This window comes from Methylophilus methylotrophus DSM 46235 = ATCC 53528, assembly GCF_000378225.1.
Lineage (GTDB): Bacteria > Pseudomonadota > Gammaproteobacteria > Burkholderiales > Methylophilaceae > Methylophilus > Methylophilus methylotrophus.
In genome coordinates, this window is record NZ_KB905143.1 from 85,015 (window position 1) to 97,679 (window position 12,665).

10 protein-coding genes are annotated in these 12,665 nt (G+C 50.7%); 3 read left to right on the forward strand and 7 right to left on the reverse strand.

Annotation, left to right across the window (positions count from 1 at the left end; translation table 11 throughout):
* Positions 1–66: 66 nt before the first annotated feature.
* Positions 67–621 carry a TetR/AcrR family transcriptional regulator gene (locus F463_RS0108930; RefSeq protein WP_018986734.1) on the reverse strand — a complete coding sequence of 185 codons (555 nt, stop codon included), beginning with the start codon at positions 619–621 and terminating at the stop codon, positions 67–69.
* Between the two features lie 179 nt (positions 622–800).
* Between F463_RS0108930 and F463_RS0108935 the strand changes: the two genes are divergently transcribed.
* On the forward strand, positions 801–1,802 hold the full coding sequence (locus F463_RS0108935; protein ID WP_018986735.1) for an alpha/beta fold hydrolase: 1,002 nt from the start codon (positions 801–803) through the stop codon (positions 1,800–1,802).
* A 51-nt stretch (positions 1,803–1,853) separates the two neighbouring features.
* Here the strand turns inward: F463_RS0108935 and ada are convergent, their stop codons facing one another.
* Entirely contained in the window at positions 1,854–2,942 is a 1,089-nt protein-coding gene (gene ada / locus F463_RS0108940) for a bifunctional DNA-binding transcriptional regulator/O6-methylguanine-DNA methyltransferase Ada (protein ID WP_018986736.1), read from the reverse strand.
* Between the two features lie 167 nt (positions 2,943–3,109).
* Between ada and F463_RS0108945 the strand changes: the two genes are divergently transcribed.
* Entirely contained in the window at positions 3,110–3,568 is a 459-nt protein-coding gene (locus F463_RS0108945; protein ID WP_018986737.1) for a YiiD C-terminal domain-containing protein, read from the forward strand.
* 23 nt (positions 3,569–3,591) lie between these two features.
* Here the strand turns inward: F463_RS0108945 and F463_RS0108950 are convergent, their stop codons facing one another.
* A complete protein-coding gene (locus tag F463_RS0108950) occupies positions 3,592–7,314 on the reverse strand; it encodes an EAL domain-containing protein (protein WP_018986738.1) in 3,723 nt (1,240 codons plus the stop codon).
* A 148-nt stretch (positions 7,315–7,462) separates the two neighbouring features.
* Positions 7,463–8,719: an MFS transporter gene (locus F463_RS0108955; protein WP_245545198.1), complete on the reverse strand. Its 1,257-nt coding sequence runs from the start codon at positions 8,717–8,719 to the stop codon at positions 7,463–7,465.
* Positions 8,720–8,894: 175 nt separating this feature from the next.
* On the opposite strand from F463_RS0108955, the gene xth reads away from it, so the two are divergent.
* A complete protein-coding gene (gene xth, locus F463_RS0108960) occupies positions 8,895–9,665 on the forward strand; it encodes an exodeoxyribonuclease III (protein WP_026295458.1) in 771 nt (256 codons plus the stop codon).
* 178 nt (positions 9,666–9,843) lie between these two features.
* Here the strand turns inward: xth and F463_RS0108965 are convergent, their stop codons facing one another.
* From F463_RS0108965 to F463_RS0108975, 3 genes are read right to left on the reverse strand one after another with little or no spacing between them, the layout of a single operon-like run.
* Positions 9,844–10,716, reverse strand: coding sequence for a hypothetical protein (locus F463_RS0108965; protein WP_018986741.1), 873 nt, complete (start codon positions 10,714–10,716; stop codon positions 9,844–9,846).
* 23 nt (positions 10,717–10,739) lie between these two features.
* A complete protein-coding gene (locus F463_RS0108970) occupies positions 10,740–11,156 on the reverse strand; it encodes a DNA polymerase III subunit chi (protein WP_018986742.1) in 417 nt (138 codons plus the stop codon).
* Positions 11,157–11,162: 6 nt separating this feature from the next.
* Entirely contained in the window at positions 11,163–12,644 is a 1,482-nt protein-coding gene (locus tag F463_RS0108975) for a leucyl aminopeptidase (protein ID WP_018986743.1), read from the reverse strand.
* Positions 12,645–12,665: the final 21 nt, after the last annotated feature.

Genomic DNA, 12,665 nt, shown 5'->3' on the forward strand with positions numbered 1-12,665 from the left:
AATCAGGGGCGGCACAAACCGGCCCACCATAGATGACCTTGGTGAAGTCATCATTTATCATTTTGTTTATTGCAAAAGTAAGCGCTCAGCCAACTGTTTTCCAGTTCTCGCCGCCATTTTATCCCCCATCACTTTGGCCACGGTGATTGCGCCTTCTATCAAGAGCAGTAACTCTGCGGCTATTTTTTGAGGCTCGGCGGCGCCATAAGCCGCAGCTAGCTGTTCCAAATAACATTCTAAATTGACCTTATGCTCTTTAGCGACATCAGCAATCAATTGGCTGCTGCTGCCGCATTCGCCAGCGGCGTTAATGAACGCACAGCCATTAAAATCAGGGGTGGAGAACCACGCTTCCAAAGCATCGAAACAGCCAAGAATACGGGCTCTCGGCTCTGCCGCCGTGCGCGTGGAGTCAATAAACCAGTTCATCCACCGCTGATCCCGTTGCTTCAATACCTCAGCGATCAGCGCTTCTTTGGTGGGAAAATTACGATAAATCGTTTTACGGGCTACCCCGGACTCATTGACGATGGCATCCATGCCGGTCGCGTTGATACCATTGGCATAAATCAGTTTCTCTGTCGCCAATAATAATCGTTGCAGGGGTTCATTTGTTTCCATCCCAGCATTGTAGAACAGTCATTCTACAACTGTCCACAGAAGGTCTCGGTTGATTGTTTCGTTGACCGCAATAATGAATTGCGGCCAGCCTGGATTTTCAGTGTTAAGAAATCTCTTAAATTTCAGTCACGCCGTCCACAAGACGGACCCTGCAATCACTTTAATGACTGAGAGGACTGATGATGAAAAACAAACCTTTAAAATCTATGTTGCGCATGCCAATGCTGGTGTGCGCGCTGATGGCCACTTTAGCGATGCCTGTGCTTGACGCCACAGCAGCGCCGGTTTCAAACGCGGGCACGGCGGATGAAACCAGTGTCACTTACCATACTGAAGTCGTTGACGGAGTAAAAGTCTTCTACCGTGAGGCGGGCCCGAAAAATGCACCTGCAGTATTGTTGCTTCATGGTTTTCCCACCTCATCGCACATGTTCAGGAATTTGATCCCCAAACTGGCTGACCGCTACCATGTCATCGCACCTGACTATCCAGGTTATGGTCAAAGTGATCAGCCAGCCATGGATAAATTCAATTACAGCTTTGATCACCTGGCATCTGTTGTAGACAAGTTCACCGCCCAAATCGGATTAAGCAAATATGCCATTTATGTGCAGGATTATGGTGCACCGATAGGCTATCGCCTGGCTTCTGCGCATCCGGAAAAAATCTCTGCCATCGTTGTCCAGAATGGCAATGCTTACAACGAGGGCATTGATAACTCTTTCTGGGAGCCGATCAAAGCTCTCTGGAAAAACAAAAGCGAAGCGAATGCTGCCAAGCTCCGCCCCGTACTTGAACTGAATGCGACTAAATGGCAATACACAGAAGGCTTTCGTGACCCATCACATCATGTGAGCCCCGACACCTGGATACTGGATCAGGCGTATATGGATAGGCCAGGCAATAAAGACATTCAAATCGAGCTGTTTTATAGCTATAGCACCAATCCGCCACTCTACCCAGCATGGCAAGCCTATTTCCGCAAGCAACAGCCTCCGATGCTGATTGTGTGGGGTAAAAATGACAAAATTTTCCCTGCAGAAGGTGCGACCCCTTATTTGCGAGACTTGCCAAATGCCGAGCTACACCTGCTGGATACTGGCCACTTTGCTTTAGAAGAGGATGGTGAAGAAATAGGAAACCTGATGCACAACTTCCTGGATAGAAAGGTGAAGCCTTAACCATGAATGTGCCGGAAATATTGATTTCCGGCACAGTTTGGCAAAACAGCTCTACTTCGATGACTTGGGCGGTACAGCGGTCGCTGCCGCCTCTTTCTCAATCAAGGCTTTTTTGCGTGCAATTCCCCAGCGATATCCTGACAATGAGCCATCCTGCCGTACCACACGATGGCAGGGAATCACCACAGCCAACGTGTTGGCTGCACAGGCGCTGGCAACCGCCCTCACTGCATTAGGGGCACCAATACGCTTGGCAAGCTCACTGTAAGTGGCAGTGGTGCCATACGGAATCTCACGTAAAGCCTGCCATACCTTTTGTTGAAAGACCGTACCCTGGATATCCAGTGGCAAATCCAGTGTTAGCGCAGGTGTTTCAATAAATCCAACAAGCGTGGCTACGATTGATTCAAAATTTTGGTCGCCTCCCACCAGATCTGCGCGCGGAAACCTATCCTGGAGCTCACGCAGAAGTGTTTCAGGATCATTGCCCAGGGAAATCGCGCACACTCCTTTGCTGCTGGTGGCGACGAGTAGGCTGCCTAATGTACATTCTGCAATGGCAAAATGGATCTGCGTATCCACACCTCCTTTAGCATATTGCAAAGGTTTCATACCTAGTACATCCGTTGCGGATGCGTAAAAGCGGCTATTTGAGCCGTAGCCAGTGTCATACATTGCATCGGTAATTTTCGTGTTTTCCCCCAGTGTTTGACGCAGCTTTTGTGCCCTGAAAGCCGTCGCATAGGCTCGGGGTGTGAGCCCTGTGATTGATTTGAAAATACGGTGAAAATGAAAAGGGCTCCAGCCTGCGTGTGCTGCCAATTGCGCCAAGCTGGGCAGCGTTTCTGCGTCTTCTATCAGCCGGCAAGCGGCTGCCACCCTGGCTGCATATTCATTTGCCCCGGCCTGGTTGGGCTTGCAGCGTTGGCAGGGGCGGAATCCGGCAGCTTCGGCAGCAGCAGCGGTCAAATGAAAGGTTACATTCTCCGGGCGGGCCTGGCGGGCGCCACATGAAGGGCGACAATAAATGCCCGTCGTTTTCACCGCATAGAAAAATTGGCCATCCGCTTTGGCATCACGCGCCAGTACCTGCTGCCAGCGCGGATCGCTTAATATTGTTTGGGCTGCATCCACGTCCATATTGAATTGATGTATGTGCATAAGAGACCAGAATATACAGCATCACTTGCAGCAAAAAACTCCGTTGCTTGCTTTTGAATATGGGATCGCCAAAGTTCGTTATCCAGTTACGTTGATAATTAAGAGATAATATCTCCATGGAGAGATCATCTGAAAAGAAGCGACATATGGAAAGTAAAGTGACATCCCTCGAAACGACATTTGAAAAAACCCTGTTTGAGCTGATCCCTCAAACCAGGAATTTTGGCATCCAGTTTACCGAAATAGGCGAGACTGAGTTGGTCGTGCGAGGCTCGTATGCGCTCAATAAAAACCATCTGGATATTGTATTTGGTGGCAGCATTGCCGCCATCTCGATCACCACCGCCTGGTCACTGTTGCAACACAACATTCAACGGTTAGGGTTGACAGGTAACCTGGTCATTAAACAGCAGGAGATTAAATTCCTGTTACCCGTCAACGCTGACTTTGACTGTATTGCCACCCTGCCGTCCGCGGAGGCCTGGACACAGTTTGTAGACCATTATCGTGAGCAGGGTCGCGCAAAGATCACCGTGCAGGCACGTATCGTGTGCCAATCCAGAACCACTTCCACATTCGAGGGTGTTTTTGTCCTGTACAGATAAGACTTAAGAAGGTTCCGGCAGAGTCAGGTTGATATCACCTGCGCTGTGGCTATATTTTTTGTTGACTTTAATGGCTCAACAATCCATGCCTCAAACGCATCCAGGGTTAATGGCTTGGTAAAATAATAGCCCTGGAATATCTCGCAACCCAGGTCTTTCAGCACATTTAACTGTGCTTCTGTTTCTACCCCCTCAGCCAGAATTTCCAATTGCAAACTCTGCCCCAGTGAAATAATCGCATTCACAATGCTCTCATGATCACGACCATTCAGCATATCTCTCACAAATGACTGATCGATTTTTAACTGGTCAAACGGGAAGCGCTTCAGGTAAGACAATGAAGAGTATCCCGTGCCGAAGTCGTCCAGCGAGAAGCAAATGCCAACTTCCCTGAGCGCCGCCATCTTGGCAATAATGTCTTCCACGTTATCCACCAGCATACTTTCTGTCAGTTCAAGTTTAAGGTGTTGTGGTGAAATGCCGGTCTCGACCAGCATTTGTTGTATCTCAGCGACAAAAGCGGGCTGCAGGTATTGTTTGGGACTTACATTGACCGAGAGCACCAAATGACGCAATTGCGGATGCGTAGACCAGCGCTGCAGCATTTTGCAGGCCTCTTTTAATACCCAATGGCCCAATTCTCCAATCTGGCCAGAACTTTCAGCCAGGCTGATAAATTGCCCTGGCATGATCAATCCATGTTCAGGATGCTGCCAGCGTAAGAGTGCTTCAGCACCTACAATCTCGTGGGCCTGGTTGTATTGGGGCTGGAAATGCAGCGTGAACTCTTGCTTTTCAATGGCTGCATGTAAGTCAGCTTCCAGCGCAACCCGCTGACGAAGTTCGGTTTCCATTTGCGTGTCAAAAAAGCGGAAACCGTTCCTGCCTGCCTCTTTGGCCTTGTACATTGCCAGGTCTGCCCGGCGCAGCAATTCGTCTGTTTGACTCAGGTGTTCCGGGTCAAATAACACCACACCAATACTGGGGGTGGTGTAGTGCTGGTAATGTTTGAGTTTGAATGGCTTTTTAAAAGCAGCCATAATCTTCTCGCAGACTCTCCGGGCCTGTTTTTCGGCCTGTGCTGGATCGTAATGCAAGCTATCCAGGACTACCACAAACTCATCGCCACCCAACCTGCTGACGGTGTCCAAACGGCGGACGGACTGTCTGATACGTTTGGCAACTTCTACCAGCAAGGCATCGCCGACATCATGGCCATAGGTATCATTGAGTGTCTTGAAGTTGTCGATATCAATAAATAACAAGGCACCACCTACTTGTTTGCGCATGGCTTTGCGTACGTGCGAAGACAACTTGTCTTGCAACAACAATCGATTAGGTAAGCCAGTCATGGTGTCGTAGTAGGCCAGTTGGCGGATCTGCGCATCGGCCTGCTTGCGCTCGGTAATGTCACGCAGCACAGCCACCCAGTGCGTGACCCGACCACCTTTGTCATGCAAAGGCAGTGCATCCATTTCAAGTGAAATGCCAACGCCTTCCTGGTTAATGGCTACCACCTCAGTCTTGATTGGCTGCATGTGCATAAAAGCGCTCTTGATGCGCTCCAGCTCGCGCCCCGGCGTGGCTTCTTGAAACAGCTCAAATGGTGAAATGCCTTGCAATTGCTTAACAGGCACACCGGTAATCCGTGCAAAGGCTTCGTTGAGGAATACGATTTTTTGCTGCATGGGCGAATGCATGGGCGCTTCGGTAATCATGACAATATCATTGAGTCTGGAGACACCACTTTGTAACAGATGCAATTGCTCATCCGATTGCTCACGTTCAATCGCCAATCCCAGAATCTGCGCATAACTATCGACAAAATCCAGTTCGGCCAACCTCGGAACGTGGCGCTGCTGGCGATACATGGCCAGCACACCCAGCACACGTCGACTCCGGGACAAGACAGGCATACTCCAGCATGCACGTAAACCGTGCATACTGGCGAGTTCATAGCACCGATCCCAGAGTGGGTGCTCACTGAGATCTTCAGCCACCACTCGACCTTCTGTCAATGCTGCAATGCCGCAACTGCCCAACTGTATGCGATCAATGGCTTGCGCATAGGCAGCAGGCAATCTGGCGGAGGCGGTGTGCCGCAAATGCGAGCCTTCCTGATCGAGCAATAATATGGCACAACAGGCATCCGGAAATTGATGTTCAATCAGCAACACCGCTGTATGCAAAATCTCAGATAAGGAAATATCTGCCAACATCATGGCCTGGATCCTATCCTGTCCTTCCTTGATCGCGGCCAGTTGCTTATGCGTAGTAATATCCTGCAAGGATCCTTGCAGCTTGATAATATTACCGTCATTATCACGTACAGGCTGTCCCATGGCACGCACCCAAAACCGGCGACCAGTGGCCGTGATTTTCTCTAACTCCAGATCATACGGCACCCCTGCTTCCATACATGCCTTGAGCGCACTGGCCATGATAGGTTGCGACTCGGGCACAAACATACTCATCCCCTCCTCAACGGTAGGCGAGTATCCAGGCGGCATATCGTGCAAAGCAGCCACTTCATCAGACCAATGAATAAGGTTGGTTTTCAGGTCAATGACCCAACCACCGATTTTTGCCACACTGCCCGCCACCTTTAACAAATATTCAGCCTGGGTACGCCGATCAATCTCGTTTTGCAAAGCCTGGGTACGCTGGGTGACCTGTCGCCGTATCTGCACGTTCCAGACGAAGGTAGCCCCTAGCACCAGCAGCAGGATAAAAATACCGCGAAACAGCCAGATCACGTATGGCCGCTTGACCAGCATATCATCCTGGTACAGAAATCCTTCCAAGCTATACTGTTGCGGCACCAGTCCCAGATCAGCCAGGGTCTGTGCAATGCTGTTCCAGCGCTCTTCATTCATATGCCCCAAGGGCACCAGGTCTGTGAGCACATAAGGCAGCATTACGCCAGCTTCATGTAACAACGTTTGCTTGTCGAGGCCACGCTTGGTCACTCCAGGCATGCCTGCAATCAAGTCTGCCATTTCTGCTTGATGCTTAAAAGCATACATCCAGCCTTTTTTGGTTGCCCGCCAAAAAGCCTGTACCCGCTCAGGATGCTCTGAAATTTCTTGCTCGCTGGTAAACAGCACATCGCCATAGAAATCTACGCCATAGGGCTGATTGCTGATCACAGAGGGTTCATAGCCCATTTGCTGCAACTGCCCAGGTTCATCCATGGCATAGGCAGAGACCACATCTACCTTGCCCTCGATCAGGTCTTGCAGGCGCCAGGTATGCGGCACAATGGTCATCTGGCGGATATCCAGATGCTGTTTCAACAACATGGCCTTGAATTGATATACGCCCTGCCCATTACTGGACAGCATGACACGCTTGCCTATGAGATCTTTTGGCGTTTGAATATTGTTTTGTTTCAGGCTGAGTAATACGCCAGGTGAATGTTGAAAAATGGCGGCCAGAGCAACCACCGGCTTACCCGAAATGCGCGACACCAAAATATCTGCATCACCAATACCGTAGTCAGCCTGGCCTGATAGCACTTGCTGTAACGGTGACAGGTCTTTATTCCCCTCTACGAGCCGGACATTCAACCCTTCTTCACGATAATAGCCCTGCTCAACCGCAGCATAATAACCAGCAAACTGGAACTGGTGGCGCCATTTAAGTTGTACGGTAATCGTTTCCGAAGCGATGGAGATGGCTGACCCGGCCAGCGTGACGAGTGTCAGCAGCCATCTGATCAACCTCAGGATGGGAACAGGCTTCATGCGTATTTGGGTAATATTAAGTGCAATGACTGATTGGGCAAATTGCCGACAATCATATCCAGCTTAATTTATACCGCAAAAAATGTTGAACACATTACCCAAATAAGCAGGCGTTTATAGTGGTATCAATGCATTTGAATGCGCAGACTCAATGCACCGGGGGTTTTAACTTTATGGCCAGCACCAACATCAATAAAGAAACCACCACCAGTAATTGGTATGCGCCAGTAAAGTGGCCGCTGATATCCCGCATCCACCCCATGATAAACGGCCCGGTAGCCGCAATCAGATAGCCTACGGTTAGCACAAAGGCATTCCAGCGATTTGCCCCGTCCGGGCTGTGAGTATGGTCTAGCGGCAAGGTCATTGCCAGCGTAAATGCACCGCCCAGGCCAAACGCTGCCAATGGCACCCATAGCCAGGGCGATTCCCCCGGCGTGGCGATACCAACCAGGCCTATGGTAGACAATAATGCACAGCCTGCAAGCCAGCCTCGCCTGTCGATATGTCGGCTATACATGCCCACAATCGGACTGGCGAGCATGAAACAAAAAGTGAAACTGCCCAGGACAGCACCCGCCTCGGCGGCAGACATCCCCCGCTCCTGGTACATGCTAGCGGTCCAGGTCAGAATGGAATAAAACAGGAAATTGATACAGGCAAAGAATAACGCAATCAGCCATGCCACCGGCGTACGCAATGGCAAGCGCGAGTGAAAGATTGCTGTCATAGATGGCGCTGCAGAAAGTTGCCTGGTTGTGACGGACTTCCGTATCACCAACCACCAGGCGACGATTGCAATCAGGCCAAAAATCGCCCAGACACCAGTGGCCAGCCGCCAACCTGCCGATTGCAATATCCAGCCTGTGAATCCGGCTGACAATGTACTCCCTAAAGATAGGGCTGTGGCATACACCCCCATAATGAAAGCTGCGTGATTGGCAAAACTGGCCTTGGCGATACCGGCAAACATGGCGCCCGCCACCGCAATGCCTGCACCCACGCCTACCGTTGCCGTCATCAGGACAGTACTGTTGCTTGCATAAGCTCTCACGATCATTGCAACACTCAAGATACTCAGCGCCAGCATCAGCACTCTGTTCACACCAAAGCGGCGCACCAGCCAGGGCGTAGGCAAGGCCAATGCGCCCATCAAGACATCAGGGATCGCCGTCATCATCGAGGCCATGGCATGGCTTAACTGAAACGTATTGATGATGGCAGGCAAAGCCGGCCCCATGGAGACAATCCCTGGCCGCAGGCTGATCGCCACCAATACGATGGCTACAATCAACCCCCATTCGGCCCTGGAAAAACTTGCTGTGTTGCCTGGCATGCGGTACTCCTGAATGAATCCTGTCAGGCAAGACTGTAGTGGCGATGGCAGGATTAAAAAATACGCCATTTGCCTGATATCCTGCCAAACGCAAGCACATGACTGCAGTGATGTGGCAGCACGCGCCACAGACTCATGTAAAATGCGCAGGAATCCTGGCGCGGCTAATCTTGGCAGAGATAATCCTGGGGTGGCTAATTCTGGGTCAGCTTAAGCGCCTTTAAAAAAGTTGGGGAGAATATTGTTGAAACTGGCTACCTGGAATGTCAATTCACTGACCGTACGTTTGCCGCATGTATTGGACTGGCTGGCTGCCAATCAGCCAGATGTCCTTTGCCTGCAGGAAACCAAACAGGAAGATAGCAAGTTTCCTTATGCGGCGCTTAAAGAGGCAGGTTACCACGCAGTGCATAACGGGCAAAAAACCTATAACGGAGTTGCCATCATCAGCCCACACCCAATTGAAAACGTGCATCTGGACCTGCCTGATTTTGCCGACACGCAAAAAAGGATTATTGCAGCGACAATCCAGGGCGTACGTGTGATTTGCGCCTATGTGGTCAACGGACAGTCCGTAGACTCTGACAAATATCAATACAAACTGAATTGGTTAGGTGTCTTGCATGCCTGGGTGAAAGAAGAACTCAGGCAGCACGACAAACTGGCGTTACTGGGCGACTACAACATTGCCCCAGACGACAGGGACTGCCACGACCCGGTAGCCTGGCAAGGGCAGGTGCTGGTGAGCCCGCCGGAACGGGAAGCATTTCAACAACTTCTGGCGCTGGGATTACACGACAGTTTCCGGCTATTTAATGAAGAAGCCGGCCAATTCAGCTGGTGGGATTACAGGATGGCGGCCTTTCGCCGCAACATGGGCTTGCGCATTGACCATATCCTCATCAGTGAAGCCTTGAAGCCTTTATGTCAAAGCTGCATCATCGACAAGGCACCCCGCAAACTGGAGCGTCCAAGTGACCACACCCCAGTGGTGCTGACACTGGCTGACGCTTAGCTTAAACCCAGCGTTTCGATTAGGACTTGAAATGGCAACGCAGGGCAGTTTGATGGTTTTTTTGTGGATATTTGAGGATCAATAGTCATTCTATTGACCGAAAATTTGCGCAAAAAAGACGCAATCTGAACAAGTTGACGTTCGGGTATATTGAAAATCGCCTGATGGAAAATCTGGGTTATATGGTGGGCATCACAAACTTGATGCCCTGCAAGACTTCGAGGATGCGCGATTTCAACCGTTTGTTCATCTCAGCCTCCATCTCCTGCAATTGCGTGGCGACCATGACCGCGACCTTTTCCTGTAAAGCGGCTTCAGAAGTCAACAATTCAGACTGCATGTTTTGCCTGAATTCGCTGAGTTGTGTCGCATTTAATTCGGCAAAGGCCTGCTGCAGAGACGCTTTATAGTCTGTCACCAGTTGTGTGGCGGTAGCTTCCTGACCAGCAGCCAGCGTTTGGCGGCTATTTTCTTGCAGTTGTTGCAAATGTGCATCCAGACCCCGCTCCAATTGCTCACGTAACACCTGCACACGCCCTTCTAATTGCGCTTGCTGGCGTTCAATCATGGGAGTGAGGGCATTGTCCAGCGATTGTGCCGTGGCCTGTTCCAAGACTTCTCGTAACGACTGTTCCGCTGAAGACAGTAACTGTTGTTGTGTGTCAGTTAACTGGGAGAGTTTTTCTTCAATCACCTGTAATTGCTGTTGTGACTGACTTTCCAGCGTGGTTTGAAATGTCTGCAATTGTTGTTTGCTTATATTGCCCATGGCTTCAGTGAAGGCCTGCTCAACAGATTGAATCGTGTCACCCATCTGCACTTGTGCTTTTACCGTCAACTCCTGCTGCAAGGTATTGGCATAGTCAGCCAATGACTGCTGCCCTGCCCCAAGCGCATCGGGATGCTGTCCGGCCAACTGCGCTGCAACCATCTGTGCAATTTCAGGAAGCAATGCCTCTTTAAGCTGTGTCACCAGTTCATTCATATCCGCAGCAGGCGCCGCGGCTTTTTGTACCACCTTGGTTAACACCGGAATTTCTGAAATATCCACACAACCTCCATATACAAGCTGAATTACTGCTTGCTCATATGCTGAACTTCATAACCGCGTTCGCGGTAAAACGTCCAACGTTGCCGCCCAGCCACCTTTTCCTGTTCATCCGTACCAATCAGCTCAAACATATGGCGGAATCGACTGAAAAATTTGGGCAGCGTGGCCTGGCAATTAAACAACAGGTCATCCTGTCGAATCTGCTCTGGTTGCCAGGCCAATTGCACTGGCGTCAAAGCCGCATGTTCAGCATCTGCCAATGCGTTAGGGAAAAAGTGATCAGCCGCCTGCTGCCATAAACCCTCGCTCAGTTGCAAAGCACGCTCGCGGTCAGGCACATAAATGGTCACTTGCCGTTGCCGCGATAAGGCTTGCTCAACCAGATGCTGCATCAACACCACCTGGTCAGTCACGTCAGTATAAAAACGGATCTTAGTCATGCAGACTTACCTGGCTGCCTGCTCCAGCAAATAGGTCACCAGCAAGGGGACTGGACGGCCAGTGCCGCCTTTTTCCTTGCCAGACTTCCAGGCAGTGCCTGCAATATCCAGGTGTGCCCAATCGTATTTCTTGGCAAAACGGGACAGGAAGCAAGCGGCAGTAATACTGCCTGCTGCACGTCCGCCGATATTGGCCATGTCAGCAAAATTGCTGTCGAGCTGGCCCTGGTAATCGTCCCATAGCGGCATTTGCCAGGCTCTGTCATTGGCTTGTTCGCCAGCGGCCAGCAAGGCCTTGGCCAGATCATCATTATTGGCGAACAGGCCGCTGACATGATGACCCAGCGCGATCACACACGCACCGGTCAGGGTGGCGATATCAATCACGGCAGCAGGTTCAAACCGCTCGGCATAGGTCAGCGCATCGCAGAGAATGAGGCGGCCTTCGGCATCGGTATTCAATACCTCAATCGTCTGGCCGGACATACTGGTCAGGATATCGCCAGGCTTGGTTGCGCGGCCACTCGGCATGTTTTCACAGGTCGGAATCAGGCCAACCACATTAAGTGGCAGTTTTAATTCGCCGATGGCTTTAAACACACCCAGCACTGAGGCCGCGCCGCACATGTCATATTTCATTTCATCCATGTCTGCGCCGGGTTTGAGCGAAATACCGCCGGTATCAAACGTGATGCCTTTACCCACCAACACCACCGGTTTCTGCGACTTTTTACCTTGCAAATGCTGCAGCACAATAAAACGCGGCGGCTCTTCACTGCCACGTGTCACCCCCAGAAAGGAACCCATATTGAGTTTTTCAATCGCTGCCTGGTCCAATACCTCTACCTTGAATCCATAGTCTTTGGCCAGTTTTTCTGCCTGCTTGCCCAAATAAGTCGGCGTACAGATATTGGGTGGCAGATTGCCGAGATCTTTAGCCAGGGCAACGCCTTGTCCCAGGCCGTGGCCTTGCTTGACACCGGCTTCAGCGGCAGCGACATCCGCTTTATCTGCCAGCAGCAGCACTTGCTTAAGGGGGTGCGGCTCCACAGACTTGGCCTTGATGGCATTCACTTTATAGGTGGCATCCAATGCCACTTCAGCCAATGCGGCGGCCTTTTGCTGGACTGTTATTTTTTTGAGGGTTAGGCTGGAAAAGTCAGTCGCAACATTTTCTACCCCGGTGGGCAAGGCTTTTAATGCGGCGCGGAAACTATTACGCACGCTCTTTAAAGTGACTTCATCTGTTTTACCCAGGCCAACCAGCATGACTCTTGAGGCCATGACACCTGGCAATTGACGCAACATCAGTGTACTGCCTGCCTTGCCTTCCATATCCCCTGACTTAAGGGCGGCTGAAATTGCTTTTTCACTGACGGCATCCAGTGACTTTGCGAGATCCGTCAGTTTCTTGCCTTCATAAATGCCGACTAGCAAACAATCCATACGCAATTTTTCCGGGGAGGTGCTTTTTATGCTAAATTCCATCTTTATCCTTTTTGGTTCATG